This is a genomic window from Pseudomonas entomophila (genome assembly GCF_013523125.1).
Taxonomy (GTDB): domain Bacteria; phylum Pseudomonadota; class Gammaproteobacteria; order Pseudomonadales; family Pseudomonadaceae; genus Aquipseudomonas; species Aquipseudomonas entomophila_B.
This window is the reverse complement of the sequence record NZ_JAAMQJ010000003.1, coordinates 86,294-104,029: the sequence shown is the minus strand read 5'-3', so window position 1 is coordinate 104,029 and position 17,736 is coordinate 86,294. Positions and strand designations below refer to the sequence as shown.

Annotated in this window: 14 protein-coding genes; 6 read left to right on the top strand and 8 right to left on the bottom strand. The window is 64.1% G+C overall.

The window, feature by feature from the left end:
• From cyoB to hmpA, 4 genes are all read right to left on the bottom strand, one after another.
• Entirely contained in the window at nucleotides 1-2,019 is a 2,019-nt protein-coding gene (gene cyoB, locus G7007_RS03025) for a cytochrome o ubiquinol oxidase subunit I (protein ID WP_181098966.1), read from the bottom strand.
• A gap of 3 nt (nucleotides 2,020-2,022) precedes the next feature.
• Nucleotides 2,023-2,964 carry a ubiquinol oxidase subunit II gene (cyoA, locus tag G7007_RS03020; RefSeq protein ID WP_060392635.1) on the bottom strand — a complete coding sequence of 314 codons (942 nt, stop codon included), beginning with the start codon at nucleotides 2,962-2,964 and terminating at the stop codon, nucleotides 2,023-2,025.
• 553 nt (nucleotides 2,965-3,517) lie between these two features.
• Complete coding sequence (locus tag G7007_RS03015) at nucleotides 3,518-4,024, bottom strand: disulfide bond formation protein B (protein ID WP_181098965.1); 507 nt, start codon at nucleotides 4,022-4,024, stop codon at nucleotides 3,518-3,520.
• Nucleotides 4,025-4,464: 440 nt separating this feature from the next.
• Nucleotides 4,465-5,637: an NO-inducible flavohemoprotein gene (gene hmpA, locus G7007_RS03010; protein ID WP_181098964.1), complete on the bottom strand. Its 1,173-nt coding sequence runs from the start codon at nucleotides 5,635-5,637 to the stop codon at nucleotides 4,465-4,467.
• Nucleotides 5,638-5,794: 157 nt separating this feature from the next.
• Here hmpA and norR point away from each other — a divergent pair, with 157 nt between their 5' ends.
• From norR to G7007_RS02985, 5 genes are all read left to right on the top strand, one after another.
• Nucleotides 5,795-7,339, top strand: a complete 1,545-nt coding sequence (gene norR / locus G7007_RS03005) for a nitric oxide reductase transcriptional regulator NorR (protein WP_181098963.1) — start codon at nucleotides 5,795-5,797, stop codon at nucleotides 7,337-7,339.
• A 166-nt stretch (nucleotides 7,340-7,505) separates the two neighbouring features.
• Nucleotides 7,506-8,405: a chemotaxis protein gene (locus G7007_RS03000; RefSeq protein WP_181098962.1), complete on the top strand. Its 900-nt coding sequence runs from the start codon at nucleotides 7,506-7,508 to the stop codon at nucleotides 8,403-8,405.
• A gap of 113 nt (nucleotides 8,406-8,518) precedes the next feature.
• A complete protein-coding gene (locus G7007_RS02995) occupies nucleotides 8,519-8,848 on the top strand; it encodes a hypothetical protein (protein ID WP_181098961.1) in 330 nt (109 codons plus the stop codon).
• A gap of 249 nt (nucleotides 8,849-9,097) precedes the next feature.
• Nucleotides 9,098-9,322 (top strand): hypothetical protein, encoded by a 225-nt coding sequence (locus tag G7007_RS02990; RefSeq protein ID WP_181098960.1) that lies wholly within the window; start codon nucleotides 9,098-9,100, stop codon nucleotides 9,320-9,322.
• Between the two features lie 243 nt (nucleotides 9,323-9,565).
• Nucleotides 9,566-10,858 carry an OprD family porin gene (locus tag G7007_RS02985; protein ID WP_219858918.1) on the top strand — a complete coding sequence of 431 codons (1,293 nt, stop codon included), beginning with the start codon at nucleotides 9,566-9,568 and terminating at the stop codon, nucleotides 10,856-10,858.
• A 188-nt stretch (nucleotides 10,859-11,046) separates the two neighbouring features.
• Here G7007_RS02985 and G7007_RS22475 read toward each other — a convergent pair whose 3' ends face one another.
• Nucleotides 11,047-11,628, bottom strand: a complete 582-nt coding sequence (locus G7007_RS22475; protein WP_181098958.1) for a ferritin-like domain-containing protein — start codon at nucleotides 11,626-11,628, stop codon at nucleotides 11,047-11,049.
• Nucleotides 11,629-11,830: 202 nt separating this feature from the next.
• On the opposite strand from G7007_RS22475, the gene G7007_RS02975 reads away from it, so the two are divergent.
• Entirely contained in the window at nucleotides 11,831-12,046 is a 216-nt protein-coding gene (locus G7007_RS02975; RefSeq protein ID WP_181099052.1) for a DUF3820 family protein, read from the top strand.
• A 141-nt stretch (nucleotides 12,047-12,187) separates the two neighbouring features.
• Here the strand turns inward: G7007_RS02975 and G7007_RS02970 are convergent, their stop codons facing one another.
• The 3 genes from G7007_RS02970 to ptsP are packed head-to-tail and all read right to left on the bottom strand — an operon-like array spanning nucleotide 12,188 to nucleotide 17,732.
• Complete coding sequence (locus G7007_RS02970; RefSeq protein WP_181098957.1) at nucleotides 12,188-13,924, bottom strand: fructose-specific PTS transporter subunit EIIC; 1,737 nt, start codon at nucleotides 13,922-13,924, stop codon at nucleotides 12,188-12,190.
• Nucleotides 13,921-14,868, bottom strand: coding sequence for a 1-phosphofructokinase (gene pfkB, locus G7007_RS02965; protein ID WP_181098956.1), 948 nt, complete (start codon nucleotides 14,866-14,868; stop codon nucleotides 13,921-13,923). The genes G7007_RS02970 and pfkB overlap by 4 nt, the downstream gene beginning before the upstream one ends.
• The gene (gene ptsP / locus G7007_RS02960; RefSeq protein ID WP_181098955.1) at nucleotides 14,868-17,732 is read right to left on the bottom strand and encodes a phosphoenolpyruvate--protein phosphotransferase; all 2,865 of its coding nucleotides are present in this window, start codon (nucleotides 17,730-17,732) and stop codon (nucleotides 14,868-14,870) included. The genes pfkB and ptsP overlap by 1 nt, the downstream gene beginning before the upstream one ends.
• Nucleotides 17,733-17,736: the final 4 nt, after the last annotated feature.

The following is a 17,736-nucleotide window of genomic DNA, read 5'->3' as shown; positions in this document are numbered from 1 at the left end:
TTAAACCCGTTCAAACGTTTCGACACGAGCGCCACCGGTAGGCACGCCGGCGAGCTGCAGGGCCCGTTGACGTTCACCTTCGATACGCGCCACTTCCTCGGCAGGCACCATGTAGCCCTGGTCGTCACGTGCAGCGTGGCGAACGAAGACTGCGATGGTCGCGACCAGGCTGACGCCGACCAGCCACCAGATGTGCCAGATGAACGCGAAGCCGAAGACTGCCAGCAGCAGGCCCATGAACACACCGGTCGAGGTGTTGTTCGGCATGTGGATCGCTTCGTACTTGGCCGGAACCTTGTACGCGACGCCCGCTTCCTTGGCTTCATGCCAGGCATCCAGACCGACTTTTTCCGGCATGGTGGCGAAGTTGTAGAACGGAGGTGGCGACGAAGTCGACCATTCCAGGGTACGGCCGCCCCATGGGTCGCCGGACACGTCCAGGTTCTGGTTGCGGTCGCGGACCGACACGAAGAGCTGGATCAGCTGGCAGGCGATACCGCAGGCGATCAGTGCGGCACCGACGACGGCGACGTACAGGTAGGGTTCCCACAGTGGGTTGTCGGTGTGGTTCAGGCGACGGGTCATGCCCATGAAGCCCAGCGCGTACAGCGGCATGAAGGCCACGTAGAAGCCGGAGATCCAGAACCAGAACGCTGCCTTGCCCCACTTCTCGTTCAGGGTGAAGCCGAACGCTTTCGGGAACCAGAACGCGAAGCCCGCGATGTAGCCGAACACGGCACCACCGATGATCACGTTGTGGAAGTGTGCGATCACGAACAGGCTGTTGTGCAGCACGAAGTCGGCACCCGGTACGGCCAGCAGGACGCCGGTCATGCCGCCGATCGAGAAGGTGACCATGAAGCCCAGGGTCCACAGCATCGGCGGGGTGAACCGCACGCGACCTTGGTACATCGTGAACAGCCAGTTGAACAGCTTCACGCCGGTCGGGATCGAGATGAGCATCGTCGCCAGACCGAAGAAGGTGTTGACGCTCGCGCCGGCACCCATGGTGAAGAAGTGGTGCAGCCAGACCGCGAAGCCCAGGATGGCGATCGCACCCGATGCGTAGATCATCGCGTGGTGGCCGAACAGGCGCTTGCTGGAGAAGGTCGAGGTGACTTCCGAGAACACGCCGAAGGCCGGCAGGATCAGGATGTAGACCTCAGGGTGACCCCATGCCCAGAACAGGTTGACGTACATCATCGGGTTCCCACCAAGCTCGTTGGTGAAAATGTGGAAGTCCAGATAACGGTCAACGGTCAGCAGGGCGAGCGCAGCGGTCAGGATCGGAAACGAGGCCACGATCAGGACGTTGGCCCAGGTGCAGGTCCAGGTGAAGATCGGCATGTCCATCAGCTTCATGCCAGGCGCGCGCATCTTGGCCACGGTGACCAGGAAGTTCACGCCGGTCAACGTCGTGCCCAGACCCGATAACTGAAGCGCCCAGATGTAGTAGTCGACACCGACCCCAGGACTGTACTCGATTCCCGACAGCGGCGGATACGCGACCCAACCGGTCTTGGCGAACTCACCGACCCCGAGGGAGACGTTGACCAGGATCACGCCAGCGACCAGCAGCCAGAAGCTCAGGGAGTTCAGGAACGGGAAGGCAACGTCGCGCGCACCGATCTGCAGAGGCAGGGCCAGGTTCATCAGGCCGGTGAAGAACGGCATCGCCATGAAGATGATCATGATCACACCGTGGGCGGTGAAGATCTGGTCATAGTGTTCAGGCGGCAGATAGCCTTCGGAGCCGCCGGTGGCGAGCGCCTGCTGGGAACGCATCATGATGGCGTCGGCGAAGCCGCGCAGCAGCATGACCATGGCGACGATGATATACATCACGCCGATCTTCTTGTGGTCGACCGAGGTCAGCCATTCGCTCCACAAGTAATTCCACTTGCGGAAGTAGGTGATGCCACCTACCACAGCGATACCACCGAGCGCGATGATGGCAAGCGTCACCATCACTATCGGCTCGTGGAAAGGTACCGCCTCCAGACTTAATTTACCGAACATCTCTTACTCCTCTGCCCCAGCAGCTGGTTGCATACTCGACTCCGCACCCTTGGTAGTGGCCACGTCCTTGCTACCTTCGTGGCTGAGTGGCTTGCCGCGGTTCATCCCTTCGTACTTGTCGACGATGGTCTGGAACAGGTCGGCCGGCACTTCGCCGTACAGCTCTACCGGGTTGTTTTCGCTAGGTTTGGCCAAGGCTTCGTACTGCGCCTTTTCCAGCTTCTTCGGCGACTGCTTGACTTCGTTGACCCAGGCGTCGAAATCGGCCTGGGACGTTGCAGTGGCCTTGAACTTCATGCCGGTGAAGCCGGCGCCGCTGTAGTTCGCCGAGATACCGTCGAACTCACCGTTCTCGTTGGCGATCAGGTGCAGCTTGGTGGTCATGCCCGCCATCGCGTAGATCTGGCCGCCCAGACCTGGAATGAAGAAGGAGTTCATCACGGCGTCAGAGGTCACGCGGAAATTCACGGGCGTGTTGGCAGGGAAGACGATCTTGTTGACCGTGGCGATGCCTTGTTCTGGATAGATGAACAGCCATTTCCAGTCTAGCGCGACCACGTCGATCTGCACGGGCTTCACGTCGGAATCCAGTGGACGGTAAGGGTCGAGCGAGTGGGTCGTCTTGTAGGTCACCACGCCTAGGGCGATGATGATCAGGATCGGGATCAGCCACACGGCGGCTTCGATCTTGGTCGAGTGCGACCAGTCGGGCGTGTAGGTGGCGGCCTTGTTGGTGGCACGGTACTTCCAGGCAAAGACCAGGGTCATGATGATGACCGGGATCACAACCAGCAACATCAGGCCGAATGCGATCAGGATCAGGTTCTTTTGCTCAATGCCGACCTGACCTTTCGGGTCGAGCAGGGTCCAGTTGCACCCACTGAGTAAAAGCATGCCTAAAAAGGGCAGAATGCCAAACAGTCTGGGGTAACGCTTTTTACTCATCTCACGACCTCTAGATCAGCTTGCTTCAATGCAATTATGTTTTGGTCACCAACACTTCGTCCTGCCAAGCGTCAGCATGTGGTGCGAATGCGCTCGTGCCGGGGTGTTCGACTGCTGAAACGCGGCATCGAGCACAGTTGCGGTGTCATAGGGCTTCGTAGGCTTAGCCCGTACTGCAGACCAAGTCCATTTGGTGCGAGAAAACGCGGAGGGAGATCCGCCCGGTATCGCCGTTGGGCGACGCTTGGCTAAGTCAGCAAAAAGGAGCCTTGGCTTCCTTCATTCCTGCGACTTGCAAGCAGTGCCGAACGGAAATTGGGGGCGATTGTAGATAGGTCGCAAACCCTTGACTATGACTTATTGAGCAACAGTCTCTTGCAGGATCTGCAACAATAAGCCCTGAAAAATCAGGTTCGCGACAGTTTGTCACACCCCTGCGGAACCCCTTCTAGCCCTTCTACTTCAAGGCCTTGGCCCATTCCAAAGGGATTAACCACAGGATTTTCAGGGCCACTTGCCAGGTCACTCGACTTGCGCAAGTGTCGCGCTTGGTCTAGGGGCGGCGGCGGTTGCGAAAGAGGCCGACGGGCACCAGCACGGCGGTCAGCACGAAGGCCAGCAAGGCCCATTGGGCCAACGACAACCCCAGCACGGGAGGATAGGGCGTGGTGCAGAATCCATCGACCTGGAACACCAGCGGCCAGACCTTGGCCAAGGGCAGCTCATCGACGATGGGCTGCAGGACGTCGATGCCGCAGCTGACGTCCGGGTTGGCGAGTATATACGCATGGCGGCCGGCTGCAATCACCCCGCCGATCGCGCTGAGTACCACCAGGCCCTCGAACAGTGTCACACCCCGGGCCGTGGGCATCGCCGCGCCGATGAAGGCGAACAGCGCGATCAACAGCAACGCGTACCGCTGCAGGATGCACAGGGGGCAAGGCGCCTCGCCCAGCACGACCTGCATGTACAGCGCCCCGCCGATCAGCGCCAGGCAGATCAGCCCCAACAGTACCAGAAAGCGCCGTTCACGGTTCAGGCGCGAGGTGTAGTCGTTCATTGCGATTTCCTTCGATGGACAAGACGGCACGGGACGCTGCTGAGTCGCGAACGCTCGTAGGACACCGACGTCCAGTCTGTCCGGGAGGATTCAGACTGGTCTTTGGCCGAACGGTTCACGGCACATCCGCACGAATCGGGCGGCCACGGCACGACGTTGCCACGCGCGGTAGCCGTGGCGAGTGAAGGATACAGGGATTAATCGTCCATTAAAGATGAAACGTGTTCGTATTTGAAACGACCCGATCACCGAGAGCGCACAGCACCCTTTCCCGACAAGGACGGCTGCACCGTCGAGGCAGCGTATTGACCTGACAGGCCCACACGCCTCCCACGCAGGAGCGATTCTACGGTTTCTGCCAAGGCAAAATATGGGCTTGGCAGAAACCATGGAATCTCCTACACCCGACGCAGTGGTAAGGGTAAGAGCCGCCGGACCGCTCAGGCCAGCGCGGCCGCCGGTCCGAAGTGCTCATGGTGCATCCGCGACTCAGGCACGCCCAGCGCCTGGAGATGACGGCGCACGGCTGCCATGAACGGCTGCGGCCCGAGGTAGTACACCTGCGCATCGCGTGGCAGCCAGCGCTCGAGCAGGGCCTGATCCAGCAAGCCGATGGCATCGGCGCCTGGCGTGCCGTCGCTCTCGGCATAGCAATAGAACCGCTTGAGCTGCGGATGACGTGCCGCCAGCGCATCGACCCAATCGCCGAAGGCGTGCACTGCCGCATTGCGGGCGCAGTGAATGAACGTCACTGCTCGCCCCTGTTCGAGCGCAGCTTCGAGCATGGCCAGGGTCGGGGTGATACCCACACCGCCGCTGATGAACACCAGAGGGCCCGGCTCGTCCGTCAGAGTGAAGTCGCCCGCCGGTGGGAACATCGGCACCGTGTCGCCCACCTGCAGGCGATCGTGCAGGTAGTTGGACGCCGTGCCGTCCGGCTGGCGCTTGACGCTGATCCGGTACTGCCGACCATCGCAGCGCGAGGACAGCGAGTAGTTGCGCCGCTGCTCGACCCCATCGATGAACAGCTGCACCCCGATGTACTGGCCCGGCTCGGCCTTGAGCACGGGCTGGCCGTCCACCGGCTCGAAGTAGAACGAGACGATCTCCTGGCTTTCCCGCTCGCGCCGTACCAGCCGGAAGGACCGAGCGCCACGCCAGCCACCGGTGGCTTGTGCCTTCTGCTGGTACAGGTCTTCCTCGGCGCCGATGAGCAGGTCGGCCAGTTGCTGGTAGGCCGCCGCCCAGGCCTCGATGACGGCCGGGGTGGCGATGTCCTCGCCCAGGACCTCGCGGATGGCCCGCAGCAGGCAGGTGCCGACGATGGGGTAATGCTCGGGCAGGATCTGCAGCGCTACATGCTTGTTGATGATCTGCCCGACCAGACCGCCCAGTTGCTCGAGCCGGTCGATGTGACGCGCATACATCAGCACCGCGTTGGCCAAGGCACGGGGTTGAGCACCACTGGCCTGGTGCGCCGGGTTGAACAGCGGGCGTACCTCAGGGTATTCGTCGAGCATCATGGCGTAGAAATGCGTGGTCAGCGCTTCACCGCCGGTTTCCAGCAGCGGGACAGTGGCCTTGATGATCGTACGTTGGTGGTCATCGAGCATGGCAGTACTCCAAAGGGCAAGGTAGACACGAATCGGATACACGAGCGTGTTCAGGAACCGTGCCAACCTTGCAACCCTGCAAACAGGGCGTCTTGATACAGGTCAGGTCATAATGACTGCTGATCCGGTAGAGTCTTACCGACTACCAGGAGTCATTATGACCTCGAATGCCTTGCTGACGGCGATGTTGCCCTTGGTCAGCGACCTGTCCTGCGATCTGCCCGATCGGGAACGCTACCGTCGTCTGTTGCACGCCATGCGCGCGCTGTTGCCATGCGATGCGGCAGCGTTGCTGAAGCTCGAAGGCGAGTGGCTGGTCCCGCTGGCGGTCGACGGCTTGTCGGCCGATACCCTGGGCAGGCGATTCCGGGTCAGCGAACACCCGCGGTTCGCGATCCTGCTCGACAGCCACCAGCCGACGCGCTTCGCCAGCGACAGCGAACTGCCCGATCCCTACGATGGCTTGATCAACGCACCCGAGGTCGACCTCGAAGTGCACGATTGCATGGGCTGCCCCTTGAGCGTCAACGATCGACCTTGGGGGCTGCTGACACTCGACTCGCTGACACCCGGACAGTTCGGCACCGCCGAGCTGGACGCGCTGCAGGCGTTCGCCAGCCTGGCTGCCGCGACCGTCACGGTCGCCCAGCGCATCGAATACCTGGCCCTGCGCGCCGAGGATGCCCAACAGCGGGCCGAGCTTTACCGAGAGGCCGGCGGCCAGCGCCAGGAGATGATTGGCCAAAGCCCGGCGCATCAGCATCTGCTGGATGAAATCCGCCTGGTGGGTGCGAGCCCGATGACGGTGCTGATCACCGGCGAGACGGGGGTCGGCAAGGAGCTGGTGGCACAGGCGCTGCACCAGGCCAGCGACCGGTCGCACAAACCGCTGATCAGTCTCAATTGCGCGGCGCTGCCAGAGACCCTGGTCGAAAGCGAGCTGTTCGGCCATGTGCGGGGCGCCTTTACCGGCGCGCATGGCGAACGGCGTGGCAAGTTCGAGCTGGCCCACGGCGGTACCCTGTTCCTGGATGAGGTCGGCGAACTGTCGCTCACCGTGCAGGCCAAGCTGCTGCGCGTCATGCAGAGCGGCCAGTTGCAACGCCTGGGGTCGGACCGTGAGCACCATGTGGACGTACGACTGATCGCGGCGACCAACCGGGACCTGGCCGAAGCCGTGCGCGAGGGCCGCTACCGCGCCGACTTCTACCACCGCCTGAGCGTGTACCCCCTGCAGGTCCCACCGTTGCGCGAGCGCGGGCGCGACGTGCTGCTGCTGGCCGGCTACTTCCTCGAGCAGAACCGTTCACGCATGGGGCTCAACGGCCTGCGCCTGAGCCAGCCGGCGCAGGCGGCCCTGCTCCAGTACGCCTGGCCAGGCAACGTGCGCGAGCTCGAGCACCTGATCGGACGCTCGGCGCTCAAGGCTTTGGGTCGCCAGGAAAACCGCCCGCGGATCTTGACGCTGGAGGTCGCTGACCTTGACCTGAGCCCGGAACAACCCTCGGCTCCCGTCCTCGCCAACCCCCCCTCCCCTGCCGCGACCGAGGGCGGTCTGCGTCAAGCCCTGGACGACTACCAGCGGCAGGTGATCGCCGCCGCTCTGGCGCGTCAGGCAGGCAATTGGGCGGCAGTGGCGCGCGAACTGCAACTGGACCGGGCCAACCTGAACCGACTGGCCAAGCGGCTCGGCGTGCGCTGAGCACTGCCGCCTGTCTTTATAAAGCACACGCCTGAGCCGGCGTGTTGCCGTGCAGCCCAGCGTCGTTGTCCTGCAATCCTGCGATTCAATGTCGTCGCTGATGTTAAAGCCTGCCTCTTTCAGGTCGATAACCTGACAACCTGTTCAATCGAGCCAGACGATCACCATGCCCACCCGAAACGCCCGTGCGGACGCTCTGTCACTGCTCTTGTTCACCCTGCGCAGTGGCAAGCTGATGGCGATCAACCTGCTCAAGGTCAGCGAAATCATCCCCTGCCCTGTCCTGACCGTGCTGCCGCAGTCGCATCCGCACGTGCGGGGCGTGGCGACTCTGCGCGGCCAGGCGCTGTCGGTCATCGACCTGTCCCGGGCCATTGGCGAGCGTCCGTTGGCCGACCCCCAGGGTGGCTGCCTGATCGTCACCGACATCAGCCGGTCGCGCCAAGGCCTGCACGTGCAATCGGTCAGTCGGATCATTCATTGCAGCAGTCACGACATCAAGTCGCCGCCCCACGGGTCGGGCCGCAGCGCTTTCATCACCGGCGTCACGGAGGTCGACGGGCAACTGGTCCAGGTCCTGGACATCGAAAAGGTCCTGCAGGGCATCGTTCCACCCAGCCAGGACTCACCCGTGGGTGCCCTGGACCACGATCAGTCGATGCTGTTGGCAGCGGCCAACATCCTGGTGGTCGACGACAGCCTGGTGGCATTGCAGCAATCGGTGTTCACGTTGCGCAACCTGGGCATCGAATGCCGCACGGCGCGTAGCGCCCGCGAGGCCATCGACGTGCTGCTGGAGCTGCAAGGCACCGACAAGGAGATCAACATCGTGGTCTCCGACATCGAGATGTCGGAAATGGACGGCTATGCCTTCACCCGTACCTTGCGCGAGACGCCGGACTTCCAGCACCTCTACGTCCTGTTGCATACCTCGCTGGACAGCGCCATGGCCGGTGAAAAAGCCACGCTCTGCGGTGCCAATGCCATCCTGACCAAATTCTCCTCCCCGGAGCTGACCGACTGTCTGATGACGGCCGCCGAGGCCGTGGTCTTCGCCGAGCGCTGAGATCGCGTGCGTCCCTGCAATGGCCGCACAGGACGCAGCGGGCAACGAAGTTTTGAATCGACGGCGCGATTGGCATTACTCTGTGGTCACTGTCATGCCCACGCGAGACCGCCATGAAACGTTTCATTCTTCCTCTGCTGGCCTGCCTGGTGTCGGCCGGCACCGCCCAAGCCTCCAGTGAACAGGCCTGGACCGAACACCGTCAGCAAGTCCTCAAGACCTGCCTGGCCGCCAGTCAGTTCAAGGACGCCCACGTGCGTGGCAAACCGGTCGAGTTCGAAGATCAGGTCGGCTACAGCGCTTTGGTGCTCGAGGGGACCTATCCGCAAAAGCACATGAACAAACGCACCGGCACCGAGCTGTGTCTCTTCGACAAGCAACAGCAACGCGCCTTCGTCAGTGAATGGCAAGCCTCGTCACTCAAGGGTCGGTTGATTCGCTGAACACGACGCGCGCCTCTCGTCGCCCCACCCCCAGGTTTTCCAATTCATGCCAGGATAGGCGTGCCTATCCCGTTCGCGCGTTCGACTCGCTCAAGCGCGCGGCTTCTGAAGGACATGACGACCCATCCTGGGCAAATTGTTACCTTGAATGCAACAGTGATTCTTCAGCAGCCTGCTGTTTCCAGGTGCGTCCCACGCCTACCGTAGGGGTATCCAACCGATACTTGCCTGGCAAGAAGGACGTTACCCATGTCGACCCATTCCACACTCGTTTGTGTCTCCCTCCTGTCGGGCCTGCTGGCGTCGCCTTGGGCGATGGCCGAGGAATCACCCGCATTCGTCGCCCGGAATGCAGCGCTTCAAGCCACTCATCAAGAGGCCCGCGAGGCCCTGACCGCCCACCCTGCCGAAGGACTGCAAGGCGCACAGCAGACGGCCTCCAAGGCCACCGAACAGACTCACGGTGACAGCTGATCCCAGCGTCGGTACAGGCACCGGTACACCGACGGTGCCACGACACGCAGGGTCCGGTATGGTAGTTTACGCAGCCGTTGGCCGACCGGCGGCTTTTCCTTCGTGTGCGGTTCATTCCTTCGCGGTGTGTACGTTCCTGACGAGAAAGTAGCCGGGCCGATAACACGACCTGCCCACCCTCTCGTACAAAAGGAGCCCGTACCGGTGCCCATCGTGTCCCGTTTAACGTCGCTTTTCGTTGCAATGGCTGCAACGATCCCCGCTGCCGTTCACGCTGCTGACGATCAACCCGAAGGCTTCATCGAAGGCGCCTCATTGAACGTCAACGCACGCAATGCCTATTTCAATCGCAATCAGCTCGATCGGGGCAATGCCGACAGCCGTGAATGGGGCCAGGGATTCGTCGCCCGCTTCCAGTCCGGCTACACACCTGGCACGGTAGGCTTCGGGCTCGATGCGCACGCCATGCTGGGCCTGAAACTCGATGGCGGTGGTGGGCATGCCGGGACCAGCATCCTGCCGCTGCATTACCAGGACGACGGCGAACTGGGCAAGGCGCCGGGCACCTTCTCCACGGCAGGGGCGGCAATCAAGCTCAAGGCGTTCGACACCGAACTCAAGGCCGGCGACCTGTTCCTCACCAACCCGGTGATCGCCGGCGGCGAGACGCGCATGCTGCCGCAGACCTTCCGTGGCGTCAGCCTGACCAACAACAGCATCGACGGCCTCGCGCTCGAAGGCGGCCAGGTCAGCTTCACCAAGCCCTACAACCAGAGCGGGCACCGTCGTATCGACACCTTCTACGGCACGCTGGCCGACGGTAGCAAAAGCCATCACCTGAACTGGGCCGGTGCGACCTGGAGCGGTACACCGAACATCACCGCCAGCCTGTATGGTGCCGAACTTCAAGACATCTGGAACCAGTACTACGCCGATGTCGAGTACATCCATGTCATCAACGACCATGTCAGCCTCAACCCTGGATTCCACGTCTACCATACCCAGGACACCGGCAAGGCCCTGCTCGGCAGCATCGACAACAACACCTACAGCCTGCACCTGACCCTGGACGTCAACGGCCATAGCGTCACCGCCGCCTACCAGCGGGTCAACGGCGACACCCCGTTCGACTACATCAACCAGGGCGACAGCGTCTTTCTCGACAACTCGCGCATGTACTCGGACTTCAACGGGCCCAACGAGCGCTCCTGGAAACTGCAGTATGGCTATGACCTCTCGGCACTGGGCTATCCTGGGCTAAGCACGACGCTGTCCTATTCGCGCGGGGAGATCGACCTGACCAAGGCCGATCGCAGCAGCAGCGGCTATGGCAACTGGTACAACCCCGACGGCAAGGACGCGCACCACTGGGAGCGCGATCTGGACGTGCGCTACGTGGTTCAGGAGGGTCAGTTCAAAGACCTGGCCGTACAGCTGCGCTATGCCAGCCATCGGGGTAGTCAAGGGTATTCGTGGGTAGACAACGATGTCGATGAATACCGGGTGATCGTCGATTATCCATTGAACATCTTCTGACCGTAGGACTGCGCACCCGAAACGGAAAGAGGCAGTGCTGTCGGCAGGGCGAAACGTATTCGCACCCGCGTTGAGACACTGCCTCTGTCCGATGATGGCTCACGGCTTGCGACCATGAGCCTCTATGTCGGCCATCCTGTCAGGCACGCAGCCTGCGTTGACCTGACGACACAGGGATGGCCTATGAATCAGGCGTGCTTGGCCTTGGCGATTTCACGATCGCGCAGGGCTTTGACTTCGTCATGATTCTTCTGTACGCCTTCGAGCTGCTTGCGCACCAGCGCGTATGGACCACTACCGGTGGCGGCAGTAGTGGCGGTGCTGGTCAGGCCATCGGTGGCGCCGACATGGGTGGCACCTACGCCGGTGCTGACGGTGGTATGGCCGACGGCGACGTCGCCATGGCCCAGCTTGGCCAGCTTCTCGACGGCGTCTTTGTAGGCCTTCAGTGCGTAGTCTTCACCACGCTCCAGCTCTTCGAAGACCGCCTTGTCTTCCTTGCCGGTCAGTGCCGACTTCAGGTTGACCCAGCCACGGTGCAGGTCACCGGTGAAGCTGGTAGAGGTCTCCGGGTCGCCACCGAGCGACTTCACTTCGGCCTGCAGCTCACGGGCTGCCTGTGCGCAACCTTCGGCGCGCTGACGGGCAAAGGCCTTCAGCTCTGGGTTCTTCAGGTCATCAACAGCCTCTTCGAAACCTTTCTGGCCGTCCTTGCTGTACTCGATCAGGTTGTTCAGTACATCAATCACTTCTTTGTTTGGATTGCTCATGGCTCAAACTCCGTGGCAGTTGATAGTCCCTATATGGGAGAGCAGGCTTCATGCCAGGTTCAAAGAATTTTCGATGTCATTAGAAATCAACAGGTTATCGACAAGAACGGCACCATGGCGAGTGGTGTTCTGCATGATGGCGACTTCAGCCATCATGCAGATTGCAGTATCGTGCGCGCTTTGCCTGGCCGGGAGGCTCATCGTGAAACCTGAAGCGCTTCAATCGCTCGTCGAGCGGACCATGCCATTCGGCAAATACCAGGGCCGCACGCTTGCCGACCTGCCGGGCGACTACCTGGCCTGGTTCGCACGCAAGGGGTTTCCGGAAGGGGAATTGGGACGGCTCCTGGCCTTGATGCACGAGATCGACCACAACGGGTTGGGCGCGCTGCTGGAGCCGTTGCGGCGCAAGCGATGACAGGCACCCCCAAAAGAGCGAAGGCTCTGACGCCACCGCCCTCTCAGGACGTGTAGTGTCAGAGCCTTCGCTCTATTCGCTGGCTACCGTCAGGGCCGTACCGGGCGGCCCTGACGCCCTCCTGAAGAAGGCTGGACTACCTCACGGCGCCGCAGGCGCCACGGTCATCTCGACCTGCTCACTGCGCTTGATCAGCGCGTAGATCACGGCGGTCAACACGCTACCGGCCAGGATCGACAGCAGGTACAGCGCCGCGTGGTTGATCGCGTTGGGGATCAGCAGCACGAACAGACCACCGTGCGGTGCCATGAGCTTGCAGCCGAAGTACATGGTCAGGGCACCGGTCAGGGCACCACCGGCGATGCTTGCCGGAATGACCCGCAACGGATCCTTGGCCGCGAACGGGATCGCCCCTTCGGAAATGAAGCACAAGCCAAGCACCAGGGCAGCCTTGCCCGCTTCACGCTCGCTCTGGGCGAACTTGCGCCGCGCCAGGAAGCTGGCGATGCCCAGGCCGATCGGCGGCACCATGCCCGCCGCCATGGTCGCGGCCATCGGCGCGTAGCTCGACGACGCCAGCAGGCCCACCGAGAAGGCGTAGGACGCCTTGTTGATCGGGCCGCCGAGGTCCACGCACATCATCGCGCCCAGCACCAGGCCCAGCAGCACGGCGTTGGTGGTGCCCATGCTGTCGAGGAAGTGCGTCAGGCCTTCGAGCATGGCAGCCACGGGGTGACCGACCACGTAGATCATCACCAGGCCGGTGAACAGGCTGGCCAGCAGCGGGATGATCAGGATCGGCTTGAGCGATTCCAGGCTGCTGGGCAGTCGCACCCAACGGGCGATCGCCTTGGCGCTGTAGCCGGCCAGAAAGCCCGCGACGATGCCGCCGATGAAGCCAGCCTCCAGGTTGCTCGCCAGCAGCCCGCCGATCATGCCCGGCGCCAGGCCCGGCCGGTCGGCGATGGACCAGGCGATGTAGCCGGCCAGCAGCGGCACCATCAGCTTGAAGGCCGCTTCGCCACCGATCTGCATCAGCGCGGCGGGCAAAGTACCGGCTTCCTTGTAGGCCTCGATGCCGAAGACGAACGACAAGGCGATCAGCAGACCGCCGGCCACCACCATCGGCAGCATGAACGACACACCGGTCAGCAGGTGTTTGTAGACCCCGGCCTTCTCGCTGCTCTTGGTCTCGCCACCTGTCGCCTGGCCGGCACTTTCCACACGACCTTCGGCCAAGGCCTTGTCCAGGGTCGCACGGGCCTGCTTCAGGGCGATGCCGGTGCCACACCGGTAGATGCGTTTGCCGGCGAAGCGCGTGGTCGGCACTTCGATGTCCGCGGCCAGCAGCACCACGTCGGCCTCGGCGATGGCTTCGTCCGGCAACGGGTTGCGGGCACCCACCGAGCCTTGGGTCTCGACGTGGAAGGTGTAACCGGCCTGGGCCGCTGCCTGTTGCAATGCCTCGGCCGCCATGAAGGTGTGTGCAACACCGGTCGGGCAGGCGGTGATGGCGACGATGCGCGGCGTGCTCGTATCCGCTTGAGGCTCGGCGGACGCTGAGGCCTGGTGCACATGGGTGTTGGCGGCCGCCTCGTCAAGGAAGCGCTCGCGGTCGGCTAGGGCTTCGGCCGGTGTCGCCTGGTACAGGCGCTTGCCGTCGAAACGCGCGAGGTCCACAGGGCCAGTGGCCACGACCAGGATCCAGTCGGCGGCCTCGATGTCGGCCGACTCGACCTGTGGGCTGGCATGCTGGGGGTCCTGGATCTCGACGTGGGTATGCCAGCCCCGGACATGAGCGCTGGCGGCCAACAGGCGTGCGCTGAGCACGCTGGACACCTGGCCGTTGGGGCAGGCGGTGACAATGACGATGTTCATCGGCAAGCCTCGTGTAGGGAAGTGAGTTGAACGCCTGCCTGCAGGCGCTCGAGCTGCGGACGGTCGTGGATGCCGAAGCCGACCTGGGTCACCGCCTGGGCGGCGATCGCCGTCGCACGGCGCAAGGTCTGCTCGGCAGGCTCGCCGCTGAGCAGGCCATGGACCATGCCGGCGACCAGCGAATCGCCGGCGCCCACGGTGCTGGCCACGCGTACCGCAGGCGGCTTGGCCTGCAGGGCGTGCCCCGGCGCGAACCAGCTGACGCCCTCCTCGCCCTGGGACAGCACCACGTGCCCGACCCCTTGATCGAGCAGGCGTGCCACGGCCTGACGGCGCGCCGTCGATTCCTCGAGCGGCACGCCGAGCGCGTCGGCCAACTCTTCGGCATTGGGCTTGACCAGCCAGGGCGTCGCTTCGAGCCCGACCCGCAGGGCCTCGCCACTGCTGTCGAGCACCACCTTCAGGCCTTGCTCGCGCAGCTGCACCAGCAGTTGCCGGAACCACTGCGGGCTGACGCCACGGGGCAGGCTGCCAGCGACGACCACGGCGTCGTGGCCGACCGCCAGGCTCTCCAGGCGACGCAACAGCGCCGTCTGCGCCGCTTCGCTCACCTCAGGCCCTTGGCCATTGACGTCGGTGACCCGGCCATCGGCCTCCACCAGCTTGAGGTTGCTGCGCGTCTCGCCGGGCACACGGATGAACCCGTCGGTAAAGCCACGCTGTTGCATCAGCGCTTCGAAGGGTTGCGGATTGTCGCTCCCGAGAAAGCCGCTGACGGTCAGGCTGTTGCCCAGGTCCGCGAGCACCTGGGCCACGTTGAGGCCTTTGCCCGCCGCGTGGGTGGCCTGGCCCTGGCTACGGTTGACGTGCCCGGCGCGCAAGGCGTCCAGGGTGATGGTCACATCCAGCGCAGGGTTGAGGGTAACGGTCAGTATCTTGGCCATCAGTGCGTCTCCACCAAGGCGCGAACGGCCTGCGCACTGTCCTGGGCCAGCGCTTCGCGGGCCAGGACACGCGCGGCCTGGTAATCGGTTTCGCGCACCAGCGCCTTGACTTCCGGAATGCTGCGGGCAGACACGCTCAGCTCGTCCACTTCCAGGCCGAACAGGATGGCGACCGCCTGCGGGTCGGCCGCCAGCTCGCCACACACGCCGACCCACTTGCCTTCGGCATGGGCGGCGCGCACGGTCATGTCGATCAGCCGCAGGACCGCCGGGTGCAGGCCGTCAGCCTGGGCCGACAGGCTGGCATGGCCACGGTCGATGGCCAGGGTGTACTGGGTCAGGTCGTTGGTGCCGATGCTGAAGAAGTCCACTTCGCGGGCCAGTTGAGGGGCGAGCAAGGCGGCCGAGGGCACCTCAACCATGATGCCCAGCTGCAGGTCGGCGACCGGAATCTCCTGGCGCAGGCGCTCGACCATCGCACGGGCTTCGCGCCACTCGTGGATCTGCCCGACCATGGGGAACATGATCCGCAGGGGCCGTGAACCGGCGGCCAGCAACAGCGCGCGCAACTGATCTTCCATCACCTGCGGCCGCTGCAGGGTCAGGCGCACGCCACGCACGCCCAGGAACGGGTTCTCTTCGGCCTCGATCGGCCAGTACGGCAGCGGCTTGTCACCGCCGACATCGAGCGTGCGCACCACCAGCGGACGCCCGCCCAGGCCTTCCAGCACGCGCGCGTACTCAGCCTGCTGCGTGGCCACGTCGGGCGCCTGCGCATGGGCCATGAAGATCAGCTCGGTGCGCAGTAGGCCGACACCTTCGGCGCCGCAGTCCACGACCTTCTCCAGCCCCGTGCTTTCGCCGATGTTGGCGAACACTTCGATGGCCTGGCCGTCGCGACTGACGGCAGGCTCCATGCGACGTTCCCAGGCGGCCTGCAAGCGACGCTCGCGGGCGTCGCGCTCGGCCAGGGCCCGGGCCAGCTCATCTGCGGCCGGTGCGACACTGACCTGGCCGCGCTGGCCATCGAGCAGCAACGCCGTGCCGGGCTCCAGCAACAGCACGCTGTCGCCTGCACCGACCACGGCCGGGATGCCCAATGCCCTGGCGACGATCGCGCTGTGCGCGGTGGCCCCGCCATGGGCGGTCAGGATGCCGGCCACGCGCGTCGGGTCGAGCCGCGCCACGTCCGACGGGCCGACTTCGGCCATGACCAGCACGTAGGGCTCGGCCGGCTCTTCGGGTTCCTTGATGCCGCACAGCTGGGCCAGCACCCGGCGACCGATGTCGCGCAGGTCGGCGGCGCGTTCGGCCAACAGGGCATCGCGCAGCGATTCCTGCTGCTGGGCTGCCGCCTCGATGACCGTCATCCAGGCCGCGGCCGCGCTTTCGCCCTGGCCGATGCGCTGTTCGATCTCGTCGGTCAGCCCTGGGTCCGCGAGCATTTCCTGGTGGGTGACGAAGATCTCGCCGATCGCCCGGTCGCTGCGTTCGATCAGCCGTTGCAGATCGGCATTGACCGCCGTGATGGCCTGTTCGAGCTTGAGGCGCTCCTCGCGAGGTGACTCGCCCCGCTTCGGGTAGTCGATGACACGTTCGATGCGCAGGTGCGCCGGGCCGCTGGCAATACCGGGCGCCGCCGCGACACCTTGAATCCGCGTGCCGGCAGCCGGCGCACGCGCCACGAGTTCGGCCGCGGCGGACGGTGCCGGCTCTGCCACGCTTTCGCTGGCCTGCACAGGCTCGACGGTTTCGCCCAGGCCCTCGCCGATCGCTGCCAGCAAGACCGGCAAGGCATCCGCCGCGATCGACGGCTCGGCGCTCAGCTCCAGGGTCTGGCCACGCTGGGCGCCCAGGCTCAACAGCTTGCTCAGGCTCTTGGCCGACACGGCCGGTTGCCCGCTTTCCACCACGCGCACGCGCACATCGCCCTCGAAGTCCTTGGCCAGTTGCGCCAGCACCTTGGCGGGGCGTGCATGCAGCCCGTGGGCATTGGCCAGCACGATGCGTTCGCTCGGCCAGTCGGCCGGCACCTGCTCGCCCAGGACTTCCAGGACCGCACGGCTGCTGGTGGCCTGGTAGAGCATCTGGCCGCGGCCTTCGATCAGCACCTGGCACAGGCGTTCGAGCAAGGCTTGGTGGGCAGCGCCCAGACTGGCCAGGCAGAACAGGCCGTTGAGCGGCTGTCCGCGGTAGCTCTGCGGCTGTTGCGCGGTGACGAAGGCCAGACCGGGCTGACGCACGTGACGCTCGCTGTGCAACCACCAGAGCCCTTCACCCAAAGGCAATGGCTCGGCCTGCTGCAGTACGCCAGCGAAGCCTTCGTCGGCACAGCCGGCGCGTTGCAGCAGCCGCGCACCCCGCCAGGCCAGCTCCTGGAAATCCTCGGCCGGTTGCTGCAGGCCGATCAGCTGGGCGTCCAGGGCCAGTTCCTTGGGTGCGCCCTGCAACAGCTTGAGCAGCGCTTCGGCAGAGCTGGCGCGGCGCAGCGCTTCGGCCAGGTCGGTCTCGCCCAGGGCGCGGGTCAGCAGCTGCAGCAGGCGAAGGTGCTCGTCCGAGCGTGCGGCGATGCCGATCGCCAAGTAGACGATCTGCCCACCGCCCCAGTCCACGCCCTCGGGAAACTGCATCAGGCGCACGCCCGTGGTGAACACCAGCTCACGGGTGTCCGGCGTGCCGTGCGGAATGGCGATGCCTTGCCCGAGGAACGTCGACCCTTGGGCTTCACGGGCTTCCAGCCCACTGAGGTAACCCTCGGCCACCAGGCCGTCGGCGACCAGGCGGTCCGCAAGCAGGCGCAGTGCGGCGGGCTTGTCGGCCGCTACCTGCCCCATGGCTATCTGCTCTTTGGCGAGCTCCAGCATGACC

Coding starts and splice junctions, on each gene's coding strand:
- ptsP (WP_181098955.1), bottom strand. CDS start 17,732: ATGCTGGAGCTCGCCAAAGAGCAGATAGCCATGGGGCAGGTAGCGGCC.
- norR (WP_181098963.1), top strand. CDS start 5,795: ATGACCTCGAATGCCTTGCTGACGGCGATGTTGCCCTTGGTCAGCGAC.
- G7007_RS02970 (WP_181098957.1), bottom strand. CDS start 13,924: ATGAACATCGTCATTGTCACCGCCTGCCCCAACGGCCAGGTGTCCAGC.
- cyoA (WP_060392635.1), bottom strand. CDS start 2,964: ATGAGTAAAAAGCGTTACCCCAGACTGTTTGGCATTCTGCCCTTTTTA.
- G7007_RS03015 (WP_181098965.1), bottom strand. CDS start 4,024: ATGAACGACTACACCTCGCGCCTGAACCGTGAACGGCGCTTTCTGGTA.
- G7007_RS02990 (WP_181098960.1), top strand. CDS start 9,098: ATGTCGACCCATTCCACACTCGTTTGTGTCTCCCTCCTGTCGGGCCTG.
- hmpA (WP_181098964.1), bottom strand. CDS start 5,637: ATGCTCGATGACCACCAACGTACGATCATCAAGGCCACTGTCCCGCTG.
- G7007_RS02985 (WP_219858918.1), top strand. CDS start 9,566: ATGGCTGCAACGATCCCCGCTGCCGTTCACGCTGCTGACGATCAACCC.
- G7007_RS02995 (WP_181098961.1), top strand. CDS start 8,519: ATGAAACGTTTCATTCTTCCTCTGCTGGCCTGCCTGGTGTCGGCCGGC.
- pfkB (WP_181098956.1), bottom strand. CDS start 14,868: ATGGCCAAGATACTGACCGTTACCCTCAACCCTGCGCTGGATGTGACC.
- G7007_RS22475 (WP_181098958.1), bottom strand. CDS start 11,628: ATGAGCAATCCAAACAAAGAAGTGATTGATGTACTGAACAACCTGATC.
- cyoB (WP_181098966.1), bottom strand. CDS start 2,019: ATGTTCGGTAAATTAAGTCTGGAGGCGGTACCTTTCCACGAGCCGATA.
- G7007_RS03000 (WP_181098962.1), top strand. CDS start 7,506: ATGCCCACCCGAAACGCCCGTGCGGACGCTCTGTCACTGCTCTTGTTC.